At 65.6% G+C, this 13860-nt stretch carries 14 protein-coding genes; 13 read left to right on the top strand and 1 reads right to left on the bottom strand.

Annotation, left to right across the window (positions count from 1 at the left end):
• Positions 1–23 precede the first annotated feature (23 nt).
• The 9 genes from CRO22_RS11795 (at position 24) to nuoE (ending at position 8775) form a co-directional block, all read left to right on the top strand.
• Positions 24–1946, top strand: a complete 1923-nt coding sequence (locus CRO22_RS11795) for an acetyl/propionyl/methylcrotonyl-CoA carboxylase subunit alpha (protein WP_097070452.1) — start codon at positions 24–26, stop codon at positions 1944–1946.
• On the top strand, positions 1943–2590 hold the full coding sequence (locus CRO22_RS11790) for a glutathione S-transferase family protein (RefSeq protein ID WP_097070361.1): 648 nt from the start codon (positions 1943–1945) through the stop codon (positions 2588–2590). Before CRO22_RS11795 ends, CRO22_RS11790 begins: the two co-directional genes overlap by 4 nt.
• Entirely contained in the window at positions 2583–3443 is an 861-nt protein-coding gene (locus tag CRO22_RS11785; RefSeq protein WP_097070451.1) for a hydroxymethylglutaryl-CoA lyase, read from the top strand. The genes CRO22_RS11790 and CRO22_RS11785 overlap by 8 nt, the downstream gene beginning before the upstream one ends.
• Entirely contained in the window at positions 3440–4222 is a 783-nt protein-coding gene (locus tag CRO22_RS11780) for a crotonase/enoyl-CoA hydratase family protein (protein WP_097070360.1), read from the top strand. Before CRO22_RS11785 ends, CRO22_RS11780 begins: the two co-directional genes overlap by 4 nt.
• A 283-nt stretch (positions 4223–4505) precedes the next feature.
• Positions 4506–4871 (top strand): NADH-quinone oxidoreductase subunit A, encoded by a 366-nt coding sequence (locus tag CRO22_RS11775; RefSeq protein WP_097070450.1) that lies wholly within the window; start codon positions 4506–4508, stop codon positions 4869–4871.
• Positions 4862–5395 (top strand): NuoB/complex I 20 kDa subunit family protein, encoded by a 534-nt coding sequence (locus tag CRO22_RS11770; RefSeq protein ID WP_097070359.1) that lies wholly within the window; start codon positions 4862–4864, stop codon positions 5393–5395. Before CRO22_RS11775 ends, CRO22_RS11770 begins: the two co-directional genes overlap by 10 nt.
• A 12-nt stretch (positions 5396–5407) precedes the next feature.
• On the top strand, positions 5408–6007 hold the full coding sequence (locus CRO22_RS11765) for an NADH-quinone oxidoreductase subunit C (RefSeq protein WP_097070358.1): 600 nt from the start codon (positions 5408–5410) through the stop codon (positions 6005–6007).
• Between the two features lie 42 nt (positions 6008–6049).
• Entirely contained in the window at positions 6050–7291 is a 1242-nt protein-coding gene (locus CRO22_RS11760; protein ID WP_097070357.1) for an NADH-quinone oxidoreductase subunit D, read from the top strand.
• A complete protein-coding gene (gene nuoE / locus CRO22_RS11755; protein WP_097070356.1) occupies positions 7291–8775 on the top strand; it encodes an NADH-quinone oxidoreductase subunit NuoE in 1485 nt (494 codons plus the stop codon). Before CRO22_RS11760 ends, nuoE begins: the two co-directional genes overlap by 1 nt.
• Before the next feature lie 270 nt (positions 8776–9045).
• On the opposite strand, the gene CRO22_RS11750 is transcribed toward nuoE, so the two are convergent.
• Positions 9046–9525 carry a hypothetical protein gene (locus CRO22_RS11750; RefSeq protein ID WP_097070355.1) on the bottom strand — a complete coding sequence of 160 codons (480 nt, stop codon included), beginning with the start codon at positions 9523–9525 and terminating at the stop codon, positions 9046–9048.
• A 228-nt stretch (positions 9526–9753) separates the two neighbouring features.
• Between CRO22_RS11750 and nuoF the strand changes: the two genes are divergently transcribed.
• From nuoF to nuoG, 4 genes are all read left to right on the top strand, one after another.
• Positions 9754–11049: an NADH-quinone oxidoreductase subunit NuoF gene (nuoF, locus tag CRO22_RS11745; protein WP_097070354.1), complete on the top strand. Its 1296-nt coding sequence runs from the start codon at positions 9754–9756 to the stop codon at positions 11047–11049.
• A 6-nt stretch (positions 11050–11055) separates the two neighbouring features.
• The gene (locus tag CRO22_RS11740) at positions 11056–11520 is read left to right on the top strand and encodes a hypothetical protein (protein WP_097070353.1); all 465 of its coding nucleotides are present in this window, start codon (positions 11056–11058) and stop codon (positions 11518–11520) included.
• A complete protein-coding gene (locus CRO22_RS11735; RefSeq protein ID WP_097070352.1) occupies positions 11520–11795 on the top strand; it encodes a hypothetical protein in 276 nt (91 codons plus the stop codon). Before CRO22_RS11740 ends, CRO22_RS11735 begins: the two co-directional genes overlap by 1 nt.
• 64 nt (positions 11796–11859) lie before the next feature.
• Positions 11860–13860: an NADH-quinone oxidoreductase subunit NuoG gene (nuoG, locus tag CRO22_RS11730; RefSeq protein ID WP_097070351.1), complete on the top strand. Its 2001-nt coding sequence runs from the start codon at positions 11860–11862 to the stop codon at positions 13858–13860.

Raw genomic sequence — 13860 nt, 5'->3', positions numbered from 1 at the left:
GCCTTCACCAACAGGAGAGTGCGATGTTTCAGAAGATCCTGATCGCCAATCGCGGCGAGATCGCCTGCCGGGTGATCGACACGGCCCGCCGACTCGGCGTGGCCACGGTCGCGGTCTATTCCGAAGCCGATGCCGGTGCGCGCCATGTGGCGATGGCCGACGAGGCGGTGCATATCGGCGGCCCGCGCCCGGCCGAGAGTTACCTTCGCGGCGATGCGATCATCGAAGCGGCGCTCGCGACCGGCGCCGAGGCGATCCACCCGGGCTATGGGTTTCTGAGCGAAAATCCTGACTTCGTCGCCGCGGTCGAAGCGGCGGGGCTCACTTTCATCGGCCCCTCACAGGCGGCGATCCGCGCCATGGGGCTGAAGGATGCCGCCAAGGTGTTGATGGCAAAGGCCGGCGTGCCCGTCGTGCCCGGCTATCACGGAGACAATCAGGATCCCGAACATCTTGCGGCTGCGGCCGAGGCGGTGGGCTACCCGGTGCTGATCAAGGCGGTGGCGGGCGGCGGCGGCAAGGGGATGCGGCGCGTGGACCGCGCGCAAGACTTTGCCACCGGGCTCGAAAGTGCCTGCGCCGAGGCCCGCACGGCCTTTAGCAACCCCGCGGTTCTAATTGAAAAATATGTTGAAATGCCCCGCCACATCGAAGTGCAGGTGTTCGGCGACGGCACCCGCGCCGTGCATCTCTTTGAGCGCGATTGTTCGCTGCAGCGTCGCCATCAGAAAGTGATCGAGGAGGCTCCGGCGCCGGGCATGACCGATCAGATGCGCGCGGCAATGGGGCAGGCCGCCGTGCGCGCCGCCGAAGCGATTGGTTATGCGGGCGCCGGCACGATTGAATTCATCGTCGATGGCTCTGACGGGCTGCGCCCCGACCGGTTCTGGTTCATGGAGATGAACACCCGGCTTCAGGTTGAACATCCGGTGACCGAGGCAATCACCGGCATCGATCTCGTCGAATGGCAACTTCGCGTCGCTGCGGGTGAGCCGCTGCCGCTCGCGCAGGAAGAGATCGGCATCAAGGGGCATGCGTTCGAGGCGCGACTTTACGCCGAGGATGTTCCGGCAGGCTTTTTGCCCGCCATCGGCACGCTGTCGCATCTGGTGTTTCCGCCCGGTGTGCGGGTCGAAACCGGAGTGCGGCCGGGCGACACGATCTCTCCTTGGTATGACCCGATGATTGCGAAAATCGTCACCCATGGCCCGACCCGTGCCGCGGCGCTCAATCGCCTCGCACGCGCGCTCGAGGCGGCTGAGGTGGCGGGCACCACCACCAATCTGGCCTTTCTCGCCCGGCTGGCCCGGCACGGGGGCTTTGCGGCGGGCGCGGTCGACACCGGGCTGATCGGGCGCGAGATCGACGGCCTTGCCGTCGCCCCGCCGGTGCCTGCGGCCGCCCGCGTGCTGGCGGTGATTGCCGCCGCGGGCCTCCATGAGGGCACGGGCGCGGGGTTCACGCTCTGGGCGCCCTTGCGCCGCGCGGTGGATTTCGAATGCCCCGCGCAGCTTCAGATCACTGGGCCGAACCGCGTTTGCGTCGAAATTGCAGGCACCGCGCATGAGTGCCGGCTCGCGCCGGACGGCTGGTGGGTCGATGGCCTCAAAACCTCTGCGCGGTTCCATGTGAAACCTGAGGAAATAACGGTTTTCCTGCAAGGCGCCCATCGCTTCGCGCGCCCTGACCCGCTTGATCGTATCGCGCATGCACCCGCATCGGATCTGACGCTCGCGCCGATGCCGGGGCTGGTGAAAGCGGTTTTCGTTCTGCCGGGGCAAGTGGTTGCACCGGGCGACCGGCTGGCGGTGCTTGAGGCGATGAAGATGGAGCATACCCTTTGTGCAGCGCGCGCGGGAGAGGTGGCGGAAGTGCTTGTGGCCGCGGGCGCTCAGATCGAGGCGGGGGCGGCGCTCATTCGGCTGGCAGAGGAGGAGGCCGCATGACGGTATTGCATCACACCCCGGGCTCGCGGTCGCATCGCGTGCTCTGGCTGCTGGAGGAACTGGGCGAGCCGGTGGACATTCGAACTTGGTCGCTCACCGATGGCGGGCTGCGCAGCCCGGAGTTTCGCGCGCTCAGCCCCGCCGGGCGGGTGCCCGCGCTGGAGATCGACGGGCAGGTGATCTTTGAATCGGGTGCGATCGTGCAATATCTGGCCGAGAGCCGGGGACGGCTCGCCCCCGCGCCCGGAACCGCAGAGCGGATCGCCTTTCTTGAATGGGTGAATTTTGCCGAGACGCAGGCCAATATCCTGCAATCGCTCAATATCCAGCATATCTTCCTGCGGCCCGAAAGCGCGCGCTCGGTGCCCTTGATGAAGCTCGACACGAAGCGGCTGATGCTGACGATGCAGGCGCTTGAGGCGCATCTCGAGGGGCGGGACTGGTTGCTTTCCTCTTTCTCGGCTGCGGAGTGCATGTTCGGCTTCAACATGGATGCGATGTTCCGTTTCGTGCCGCGACCGGATTTTCCGGCGATCCTCGCCTGGATAGAGCGGGCGCAGGCCCGGCCCGCGCATGCGCGCGCTGTCGAAAGGGGCGGCGCGAGCCTCTATGCGCAAGCCTTCTATGAGCTCCCCGATGGCTGATTTCGTCGAAATCGTGGAAATGGCGCCGCGGGACGGGTTGCAGAACGAAAAGCGCCTGATCCCCACGGCGGACAAGATCGCGCTCGTCGACGCGCTTTCCGAAGCGGGGTTCGGCCGTATCGAGGTGGCGTCCTTCGTCTCGCCCAAATGGGTGCCGCAGATGGCCGATGGCGCGGAGGTTCTCGCCGGGATCCGCCGGGTGCCGGGCGTGCGCTATACCGCGCTCACCCCCAATCTGCGCGGCTTCGAGGCCGCACGGGCGGCGGGCGTCGACGAAGTGGCGATCTTTGCCTCAGCGTCTGAGGGGTTTTCGCGCGCGAACCTCAATTGTTCGATTGCGGAAAGTCTTGAGCGGTTCGACCCGGTGATGCGGGCTGCGGATGCCGCCGGTATTCCCGTTCGCGGCTATGTTTCGATGGTCACGGACTGCCCGTTCGACGGGCCGACGGCCCCTGCGCAGGTGGCGCGCGTGGTGGCGCATCTGCGGGTGATCGGGTGCCGGGAGGTCAGCTTGGGCGATACGGTCGGCCGTGCCCGGCCGGAAAGCGTGATCGCGATGCTCGCGGCCGTGGTGCAGGAAATGGAGCCCGCGCAGCTGGCCGGGCATTTTCATGACACCGGTGGCCGCGCGCTCGAGAACATCGAGGCAAGCCTCGCTTTTGGCCTGCGGATCTTCGATGCCGCGGTGGGCGGGTTGGGCGGCTGCCCCTATGCGCCCGGCGCCGCCGGCAATGTGGCAAGCGAGCGAGTCGCCGCGCATCTGCAAAAGCTGGGCTATGCAACCGGGATTAATGCGGCGAAGCTGGAGCGGGCCGCAACCTGCGCGCGCGCGCTCAAAGGAGGTTCGGAATGACCGAGACGATCCGGCTGGACCGCGACGGGCGGGGCGTTGTGACGCTCTGGCTTGCGCGCTCAGAAAAGCACAATGCGCTTGATGCGCAGATGATCTCGGAGATCACCCAGGTGATCCGGCATCTCGGTCAGGAGCAAAAGGTGCGGGCAGTCGTGCTGGCCGCGGAGGGGAAAAGCTTCTGCGCGGGGGGCGATCTGCGCTGGATGCAGGCGAATATGACCGCAAGTTCCGAAGAACGCGGCGCCTCGGCGCGGGCGCTGGCGGAGATGCTCGCCGCAGTAGATGCCTGCCCGAAACCGGTGATCGGGCGGGTGCAGGGCAATGCCTTCGGGGGCGGGGTGGGCATGATTTCGGTCTGCGATGTCGCCATTGCGGTGCCCGCGGCACGCTTCGGGCTCACCGAAACGAAGCTCGGCCTGACGCCGGCGACGATTTCTCCTTACGTCGTCGCGCGGATGGGCGCGGCAAAGGCGCGGCGGGTGTTCATGTCGTCGCGGCTCTTCGATGCGGCGGAAGCGGTGGCGCTCGATCTCATCGCGCGGGTGGTTCCGCCCGAGGCGCTCGACGCGGCGATCGAGGCCGAGGTCGCCCCCTATCTGGCCTGCGCGCCCGGCGCCGTGGCAGAGGCAAAAGCGTTGCTGCGCCTGCTTTCTTCACACCCCGACTCGGGCCTTCAGGAGGCGACGATTGCGGCGCTGGTGAAACGTTGGGAAAGCGACGAGGCGCGGGACGGGATCTCTGCTTTCTTCGAACGCACCCCCCCGCCCTGGGCGCTGTGACTCGGGGAAGCTCTTTATAAGCAATATTATTTTCAAAACCGGGTGATTCTGTGCGGTTTCCGCAGCGGCAGGAAGCCGAGACATGATGCCGCATTGCGGCAACAGGATGCCGCGCCCGCAGCCGATGCGAAAAACAGTGTGCATCGGTATACAAATTACGCTTTTCGCCCCGAAAACGGGCTTCGCTCGGTTGACCGGCATATGGGGGAAGGCTATTCCTCGCTGAGCCAGAACCCGCGCGCTTGTCGCGCCCAGAGGGAGCAAATTGATGCACGACGTGACCCTGCCTTCCATGTTGCGCGAATATCTTCCCATCCTCGTTCTGTTGGCCATGGCGATCGCGCTCGGGCTCGTTCTGATCCTCGCGGCGGCAGTGATCGCGGTGCGCAACCCGGACCCGGAAAAGGTCTCGGCCTATGAATGCGGCTTCAACGCCTTCGACGACGCGCGGATGAAGTTCGACGTACGGTTCTATCTGGTGTCGATCCTGTTCATCATCTTCGACCTTGAGGTGGCCTTCCTGTTCCCCTGGGCGGTCTCCTTCGGGGAAATTTCGATGACCGCCTTCTGGTCGATGATGGTGTTTCTGGGCGTGCTGACGGTAGGCTTCGCCTATGAATGGAAGAAGGGGGCGCTGGAATGGGCGTGATGACCGGGCCGAACACGGCCGCAGCCGATATGGACGTGGCCGCCGCGGCGCTCAACCGCGACCTGCAGGACAAGGGCTTCCTGCTCACCACCGCCGAAGACATCATCAACTGGGCGAGGAACGGCTCGCTGCACTGGATGACCTTTGGTCTGGCTTGCTGCGCGGTCGAGATGATGCATACCGCGATGCCGCGCTATGATGTGGAGCGTTACGGCTTTGCGCCGCGCGCCTCGCCCCGCCAATCCGACGTGATGATCGTCGCGGGCACGCTCACCAACAAGATGGCGCCCGCGCTGCGCAAGGTCTACGACCAGATGCCCGAGCCGCGTTACGTGATCTCGATGGGCTCCTGCGCCAATGGCGGCGGCTATTACCACTACAGCTATTCGGTGGTGCGCGGCTGCGACCGGGTCGTCCCGGTCGATATCTACGTGCCCGGCTGCCCGCCCTCGGCAGAGGCGTTGATGTATGGTATCCTGCAGTTGCAGCGCAAGATCCGCCGCACCGGCACGCTGGTGCGCTGAGGAGGACGGAGAATGAGCGAACTGCTGCAAGAACTCGCGGCGCATATCGAGCATCGGCGCGGCGATGATGTCGTGTCGAGCGTGGTGGCACATGGCGAGCTGACCGTGACCGTGACCCCGGCGGGGATCCTGCGGTTTGTCGAATTTCTGCGCGACGATCCGACCTGCCGGTTCTCAACGCTGATCGACATCACCGCGGTGGACTGGCCCGAGCGCCCGGCGCGGTTCGAGGTCGTCTGGCATTTCCTGTCGATGTGGCGCAACCAGCGCATCCGCGTGAAAGCGGCGGTGCGCGAGGATGAGATGTGCCCCTCGATCACCGATGCCTTCTCGGTGGCAAACTGGTATGAGCGCGAGATCTTCGACATGTTCGGGATCCTGTTCTCGGGCCACCCGGATCTGCGCCGTCTGTTGACCGATTACGGCTTCCGCGGCCATCCGCTGCGGAAGGATTTCCCCACCACCGGCTATGTCGAGCTGCGCTATGACGAGATGCTCAAGCGGGTGGTCTACGAGCCGGTGAAGCTGACGCAGGAATACCGGCAATTCGATTTCCTGAGCCCCTGGGAAGGCGCGCATTATGTGCTTCCCGGTGACGAGAAACAGGGCTGAGCCGCGGCAACGCCCGGGCGGTGACGGAGAAAGGTGAGGAGCATGGACGGCGACATCCGGCAGAATACCTACGACGACGGTTCGCATGACGTGCTGACCGGCGAGCAGCGCATCCGCAATTTCAACATCAACTTCGGCCCGCAGCACCCTGCGGCGCACGGGGTGTTGCGGATGGTGCTGGAGCTTGACGGCGAGATCGTCGAACGGGCCGACCCGCATATCGGCCTTTTGCATCGCGGCACCGAAAAGCTGATGGAAAGCCGCACCTATCTGCAGAACACGCCCTATTTCGACCGGCTCGATTATGTGGCGCCGATGAACCAGGAGCATGCCTGGTGCATGGCGATCGAGCGGCTCACCGGCACGCCGGTGCCGCGCCGCGCCTCGCTCATTCGGGTGCTCTTCTCGGAGATCGGGCGGGTTCTGAACCACCTTCTCAACGTCACCACGCAGGCGATGGACGTGGGCGCGCTCACCCCGCCGGTCTGGGGCTTTGAGGAACGCGAGAAGCTGATGATCTTCTACGAACGGGCTTGCGGCGCGCGTCTGCACGCGAACTATTTCCGTCCCGGGGGGGTGCATCAGGATCTGCCCCCCGCCTTGATCGACGACATTGAGGCCTGGGCGCATGAATTCCCGCAAAAGCTCGATGACATCGAGGGGCTGCTGACCGAAAACCGGATCTTCAAGCAGCGCAATGCCGATATCTGCATCATCACCGAGAAAGAAATCACCCAATGGGGCTATTCCGGGGTGATGGTGCGCGGCTCGGGTCTGGCGTGGGATCTGCGGCGCTCGCAACCCTATGAATGCTACGACGAATTTGATTTCAAAGTGGCCGTGGGCAAGAACGGCGACTGCTATGATCGGTATCTTGTGCGGATGGCCGAGATGCGCGAGTCGACCAAGATCATCCTCCAGGCGGTGGAAAAGCTCCGCGCGCCCGAAGGGCAGGGGGATATTCTCGCGCGCGGCAAGATGACGCCGCCGAAGCGGGGCGAGATGAAGACCTCGATGGAAGCGCTGATCCACCACTTCAAGCTCTATACCGAGGGCTTCAAGGTGCCCGCGGGCGAGGTTTATGCCGCCGTCGAGGCGCCCAAGGGCGAGTTCGGCGTCTATCTCGTCTCCGATGGCACCAACAAGCCCTACCGGGCCAAGATCCGCGCCCCGGGCTATGCGCATCTGCATTCGATGGATGCGGTTTCGAAAGGGCACCAACTGGCCGACGTTTCGGCCATCATCGGCACGATGGATATCGTGTTCGGGGAGGTCGACCGCTAATGCTGCGCCGCTTGCATCATGAACAACCCGCGTCTTTCGCCTTCACGCCCGCGAACCGCGCCTGGGCCGAAGCGCAGATGACGAAATACCCCGAGGGTCGCCAGGCCTCGGCAATCATTCCGCTCCTGTTCCGGGCACAAGAACAGGAAGGCTGGCTGACGAAACCCGCGATCGAACATGTCGCCGATATGCTGGGCCTGCCCTATATCCGCGCGCTGGAAGTGGCGACCTTCTACTTCATGTTCCAGCTCGCCCCGGTGGGCTCGGTCGCGCATATTCAGGTCTGCGGCACCACCTCGTGCATGATCTGCGGCGCCGAAGACCTGATTGCGGTTTGCAAACGCAAGATCGCCGCGGAGCCCTTCGCGCTTTCGGCGGATGGCAAGTTCTCCTGGGAAGAGGTCGAATGCCTTGGTGCCTGCGCCAATGCGCCGATGGCACAGATCGGCAAGGATTATTTCGAGGATCTGACCGAGGAAAACCTCGAGACCCTGATCGACGCGCTCGCCACAGGCCAGGCGCCGCGACCGGGCTCGCAAGCGGGGCGGTTCTCGTCGGAACCGGCGGCGGGCCTCACCTCCTGCGCAGAAACCGCGGGCGAGAAGGAAGCGGCGAACGGCTCGGTTGCGCGCGCGCTCGCCTTTGGTGACGGGATCAAGCGCATCGACGGCAGTGAAGTGCCGCTCAGCGCGCCCTGGCAATCCGGCGGGCGGCTCGGCCCGATCGGCATGATGGGCACCCGTCCAATGACGGCCGCGCAACGCGCCGCGGAAAAGGCTGCGGCAGAAAAAGCGGCGGCGGAAAAAGCCGCGTCCGAAAAAGCCGCAGCGGAGAAAGCGGCGGCGGAGAAAGCCGCGGCCGAAAAAGCGGCGGCCGAGAAAGCCGCTGCTGAGCTTGCTGCGGCAGAAAAGGCGCAAGCCGAGCAGCGCGCCGCTGAAAAAGCCGCGGCGGAAAAGGCGGCAGCCGAGCAGGCTGCGGCGGAAAAAGCGGCTGCGGAAAAAGCCTTTGCCGAGAAAGCCGCCGCCGAAGCGGCCGAGGCTGAAGCGATCAGCAAGGCGATGGTGGCCGCGCAGACCGGCACAGCGCTGGAGCCTGAGCCTGCCCCCGAGACGCCCGAACCGGAGATGCCTTCCGAACCGGCTTTCGCGCCCGCGCGCAAAGCCAAAGGCCCGGTGATGGTCGAGGTTGAGGCGGGCGAAGGGGTGCCGCCGCAGGGTCTTGATGCGCCGCGGGGCGGCATGGCCGATGATTTGAAGCAGATCGAGGGGATCGGCCCGGTTCTTGAGCGGATCTGCCACGATCTGGGCGTGTTCCATTTTGACCAGATCGCGCAATGGGGGGCCGAGGAAGTGGCCTGGATGGACACGAACCTGAAAGGGTTCCGCGGCCGCGTCAGCCGTGACAAATGGGTGGCGCAGGCGAAGATTATCGTCGCGGAGGGGCTCGCGCGCTTCCGCGAACGGGCAAGGACCAACGATTACTGAGTGGAAAGACCGGACTGACGACAGACTGAGACAATCAGATCAACACATCGGGCCGGGGTCGGCGTGAGGAGCGCCCTCCCGGTCCGGAATGAGGGAAAGGAAAGGCAAAATGTCGATGAACGACGCTGAATGCCAGACGAAAGCCCGCAAATTGGGAGCAATCCTCGGAGCCGTTGCGTTTTTTGCGCTGTGGCTGCTCGGCTCGACCGGAATCGGTGTTGCCCTTGTGGCCGGTGTGGTTTCCGCACTGATCCTGGCACGCACCGCCTGCTATGTGATGGGCTGTTTGCCCGAACCGAAAGTTCTCAGCCCCGAGGAGGCGCGCGCATTGCGCACGGCCACCCCGGCGGCCCCGCCCGTCGCCGCGAAACCAGCGGCTTCTCCGGCCGCCGCGAAGCCGGTGGCTGCGCCGAGCGCCGCGGTGAAACCCGCGCCAACGCCGCAGCCCGCCCCCACCCCGGCGGCGAAGCCTGCTCCGGCGCCCGCGCCGAAGGCCATGGCCGCTCCGGCTCCGATGGCCGCAAAACCGGCCCCGGCCCCAGCACCGGCGCCGAAACTGGAACCTGCCCCCGCGCCGAGCGCGGCAAAACCTGCGTCGGCTGCGCCGGTCGCGGCGACATCGGTTCCGAAACCGGTGACGCCCGCGGCCAAGCCCGCTGCGCCTGCCGCCCCCGTCGCTGCCGCCAAACCTGCGGAAGCGAAGCCGGTCGAGACGGTCGGCGCGGCCCCCACGGCACCGGTTGCGCCCAAACCCGCTCCGGGCGGAGGGGGGAAGCGGCGCGGCCGCAAGCACTGAGCGCCAGAGCCTCTGGCGCGCAATAAGACCCACCGGGCCGGTCCCGGCACGGTGGGGCGCAAAACCCGGGCTGTGGCCCGGTTCCGGTCGGATCTGATCCGCTCCGGGGGGATATATTCGCATCGGTGCGCCGGTGCGGCACAGGCCGGGCCCCGGCCTGTGCGACAACCGAGGGAGCAGACATGCTGAAAGATCAGGACCGGATCTTCACCAATATCTACGGGATGCACGACCGCTCGCTGAAGGGCGCGATGGCGCGTGGGCACTGGGATGGGACCGCGGCCCTCCTTGCCAATGGCCGGGACTGGATCATCGAGCAGGTCAAGGCCTCGGGTCTGCGCGGCCGCGGCGGCGCTGGCTTCCCGACCGGGCTGAAATGGTCCTTCATGCCCAAGCAATCGGACGGACGGCCCGCCTATCTGGTGATCAACGCCGATGAATCCGAACCCGGCACCTGCAAGGACCGCGAGGTGATGCGCCACGATCCGCATACGCTGATTGAAGGCGCATTGATCGCGGGCTTCGCGATGGGCGCCTGCGCGGCCTATATCTACATTCGCGGCGAATATGTGCGTGAAAAGGAAGCGCTGCAACGCGCCATCGACGAATGCTACGACGCCGGGCTGATCGGCAAGAACGCCTGCAAGTCGGGCTATGATTTCAACGTTTATCTGCATCACGGCGCGGGCGCCTATATCTGTGGCGAGGAAACGGCGCTGCTCGAGAGCCTCGAAGGCAAGAAGGGCATGCCGCGGATGAAACCGCCGTTCCCGGCGGGCTCGGGGCTTTATGGCTGCCCGACCACGGTGAACAACGTCGAGTCGATTGCCGTCGTCCCCACGATCCTGCGCCGCGGCGCGGATTGGTATGCCTCCTTCGGACGGCCGAACAACACCGGCGTCAAGCTCTTCGCCATGTCGGGGCATGTGAACACGCCCTGCGTGATCGAGGAGAGCATGTCGATCTCGATGAAGGAACTGATCGAGAAACATGGCGGCGGCGTGCGCGGCGGCTGGTCCAACCTGAAGGCGGTGATCCCCGGTGGCGCAAGCTGCCCGGTGCTTCCCGCACATCTGTGCGAGGATGCGATCATGGATTACGACGGCATGCGGGAGCTGAAATCGAGCTTCGGCACCGCCTGCCTGATCGTGATGGATCAGCAGACCGATGTGATCAAGGCGATCTGGCGGCTTTCCAAATTCTTCAAGCACGAGAGCTGCGGCCAATGCACACCCTGCCGCGAGGGCACCTCGTGGATGATGCGGGTGATGGACCGTCTCGTGCGGGGCGAGGCCGAGATCGAAGAAATCGACATGCTCTTTGACGTGACGAAACAGGTCGAGGGCCACACGATCTGCGCCTTGGGCGATGCCGCGGCCTGGCCGATCCAGGGGTTGATCCGGCATTACCGCGAGGAGATCGAAGACCGGATCAAGGCGCGCAAGAGCGGGCGCATGGGCGCGATGGCGGCGGAGTGAGCTGAGATGGCAGCGGTTTCGGGCAGCATTGGCAAGATCGGGGGCGGCGCCGCGGCGCTGGCGTTCGGGCTTGTGCCGGCTTTTGCCGAACCGCAGGCCAACAGCCTCGTCCATGAGGGGTATGTCCCCGCGCTTTCGCGCCATATCCGGATGATGGAAGGTGCGTCCGGGGCGGTCGTGGCCTATTTCAACGACATCATGACCGGTGGCGTGGAATGTCCCGAAGGTGCGGTCGGCAACGCGGGCTGCCTCTACTGGGACGGGTTTACCGCCTATTTTGAAGTGACGCTCGAAGGGGTGACAGAGACCGATGCGCTGGAGCTGAAAAAAGGCGTGATCTCGGCGATCGAGGCGGTCTGCCCCTCGGCGAAGGGGCTTGGCCTGAAGGCAAGCGACGTGGCCGAGATGGCGCCGCATTTCTACCGGATCGAGGCATTCTGCCCGGCGATCGAAACGCGGAGGGGCAACTGATGCGCGCTGCCCTCTTGATCCTGCCGCTCGCGGCCTGCGCCAGCCCGCCCGTGGGTTCCGATGCGGTGGGCCCGCTTGCCGCCGTGGCGGGCTATACGGGCAGCTTTGGTCCGCAGAACGAACTGCGGGTGCGCCGGAATGCCCCCCCCTTCAGCTATGACGAGGGGGCGGAAGCGAAACGCGCGGCGCAGGCGCTCTGCCGCGGCGCCGTGGCCTCCGGGCCGGAAGACAATTTCAGGGAGGGGCAATGGATCTTCCCGGGGGGCTGCGCATGAGCCCCGAAACCAGAATTCACCGCGCGGCGCCCTGCCGTGCCCGAGCCAAGTGACGGACGAGACCATGTCGAACAAGCGCAAGATCATCATCGACGGTATCGAGGTCGAGGTCGATCCCAGCCTGACGCTGATTCAGGCCTGCGAGCAGGCCGGGATCGAAGTGCCGCGGTTTTGCTACCACGAACGGCTCTCGATCGCCGGAAACTGCCGCATGTGCCTTGTCGAGGTGGTGGGCGGCCCGCCCAAGCCGACCGCAAGCTGCGCGATGCAGATCAAGGACTTGCGCCCCGGCCCCAATGGCGAGCCGAGCGTGATCAAGACCAATTCGCCGATGGTGAAAAAGGCGCGCGAGGGGGTGATGGAGTTTTTGCTCATCAACCACCCGCTCGACTGCCCGATCTGCGATCAGGGCGGGGAATGTGACTTGCAAGATCAGGCGGTGGCCTATGGCGCCGATTTCTCGCGTTACCGCGAGCCCAAGCGCGCCTCCGAAAACCTCAACCTCGGCCCGCTCGTCGCCACCTGCATGACGCGCTGCATCTCCTGCACGCGCTGCGTGCGCTTCACCTCCGAGGTGGCGGGGATCAGCCAGATGGGCCAGACCGGTCGCGGCGCCGACAGCGAGATCACCAGCTATCTGAACATGACGCTGGACAGCAACCTGCAGGGCAACATCATCGACCTCTGCCCGGTCGGCGCGCTGACCTCGAAACCCTATGCGTTCACCGCGCGCCCGTGGGAGCTGACGAAGACCGAGAGCATCGACGTGATGGATGCACTCGGCTCCAACATCCGCATCGACGCCAAAGGCCGCGAAGTGAAGCGGATCGTGCCGCGCAACCATGACGGCGTGAACGAGGAATGGCTCTCCGACAAGGGCCGCTTCATCTGGGACGGCCTGCGCCGCCAACGCCTTGATACGCCTTACATTCGCGAGAATGGCAAGCTGCGCAAGGCAAGCTGGGGCGAGGCGCTCGCCGCCGCGGCCCGCGCGATGAAGGGCAAGAAGCTGCTCGGCCTTGTCGGCGATCTCGCCTCGACCGAAGCCGCCTTCAGCCTGAAGACCCTGATCGAAGGGCAGGGCGGCAAGGTCGAATGCCGCACCGATGGCGCGCGGCTCCCGATTGGCAACCGCTCTGGTTACGTTGGCAATGTGGCGATCGAGGAGATCGACCGGGCCGAGGAAATCATCCTGATCGGCACCGATCCGCGCACCGAGGCGCCGGTGCTCAATGCCCGCATCCGCAAGGCCTGGGCGCATGGCGCGCTCGTGCGCGTGGTCGGCCCGGCGGTCGATCTGACCTATGACTATGAGCATGTCGGCACCGACCGCGAAAGCCTTGCGCATCTGCAAGCCTCCGAAGGGGCGATCGTGATCGTCGGGCAGGGCGCGGTCTCCGAGGCCGATGGCGATGCGGTGATCGCTCATGCGATGGCGCTTTCGGGGCGGATGCTGATGCTGCATACCGCCGCCGGGCGTGTCGGCGCGATGGATGTGGGCGCCGTGACGAACGGCGGCCTGCTCGCCGCGCTCGAAGACGGCGTCGAGGTGATCTACAATATGGGCGCCGACGAGGTGGAGATTACGCCCGCCGCTGAGGGCGGCCCTTTCGTGATCTATCAGGGCAGCCATGGCGACCGCGGCGCGAGCCGCGCCGACATCATCCTGCCAGGCGCCGCCTACACCGAGGAACACGGGCTTTTCGTCAATACCGAGGGGCGGCCGCAATTGGCCTTCCGCGCCACCTTCCCGCCGGGCGAGGCGAAGGAGAACTGGGCGATCCTGCGCGCGCTTTCGGCCGAGCTTGGTGCCGCGCAGGGCTGGGACAGCCTCGCCGGGCTGCGCCGGGCGATGCTCGCCGCCGTGCCGCATCTGGGCCAGGTCGATCAGGTGGTGGAGAACGCCTGGCAACCGATCGAGCGGCGCGAGATGGGCAAGGCGACGTTCCGGTTGGCGCTTGGCGATTACTACTTCACGAACCCGATCGCGCGGGCTTCGGTGGTGATGGCGGACTGCTCGGCGCTGGTGAAATCGCGCCGCGCGCCTGCGATGGCGGCGGAGTAA

This window comes from Rhodobacter maris (genome assembly GCF_900217815.1).
Taxonomy (GTDB): domain Bacteria; phylum Pseudomonadota; class Alphaproteobacteria; order Rhodobacterales; family Rhodobacteraceae; genus Rhodobacter; species Rhodobacter maris.
This window is presented reverse-complemented; position numbering and strand designations above follow the sequence as displayed.

What these genes read in the sequence shown, in the direction of transcription:
- CRO22_RS11795 (WP_097070452.1), top strand. Translation starts at nt 24, where the DNA reads ATGTTTCAGAAGATCCTGATCGCCAATCGCGGCGAGATCGCCTGCCGG.
- CRO22_RS11790 (WP_097070361.1), top strand. Translation starts at nt 1,943, where the DNA reads ATGACGGTATTGCATCACACCCCGGGCTCGCGGTCGCATCGCGTGCTC.
- CRO22_RS11785 (WP_097070451.1), top strand. Translation starts at nt 2,583, where the DNA reads ATGGCTGATTTCGTCGAAATCGTGGAAATGGCGCCGCGGGACGGGTTG.
- CRO22_RS11780 (WP_097070360.1), top strand. Translation starts at nt 3,440, where the DNA reads ATGACCGAGACGATCCGGCTGGACCGCGACGGGCGGGGCGTTGTGACG.
- CRO22_RS11770 (WP_097070359.1), top strand. Translation starts at nt 4,862, where the DNA reads ATGGGCGTGATGACCGGGCCGAACACGGCCGCAGCCGATATGGACGTG.
- CRO22_RS11765 (WP_097070358.1), top strand. Translation starts at nt 5,408, where the DNA reads ATGAGCGAACTGCTGCAAGAACTCGCGGCGCATATCGAGCATCGGCGC.
- CRO22_RS11760 (WP_097070357.1), top strand. Translation starts at nt 6,050, where the DNA reads ATGGACGGCGACATCCGGCAGAATACCTACGACGACGGTTCGCATGAC.
- nuoE (WP_097070356.1), top strand. Translation starts at nt 7,291, where the DNA reads ATGCTGCGCCGCTTGCATCATGAACAACCCGCGTCTTTCGCCTTCACG.
- nuoF (WP_097070354.1), top strand. Translation starts at nt 9,754, where the DNA reads ATGCTGAAAGATCAGGACCGGATCTTCACCAATATCTACGGGATGCAC.
- CRO22_RS11740 (WP_097070353.1), top strand. Translation starts at nt 11,056, where the DNA reads ATGGCAGCGGTTTCGGGCAGCATTGGCAAGATCGGGGGCGGCGCCGCG.
- CRO22_RS11735 (WP_097070352.1), top strand. Translation starts at nt 11,520, where the DNA reads ATGCGCGCTGCCCTCTTGATCCTGCCGCTCGCGGCCTGCGCCAGCCCG.
- nuoG (WP_097070351.1), top strand. Translation starts at nt 11,860, where the DNA reads ATGTCGAACAAGCGCAAGATCATCATCGACGGTATCGAGGTCGAGGTC.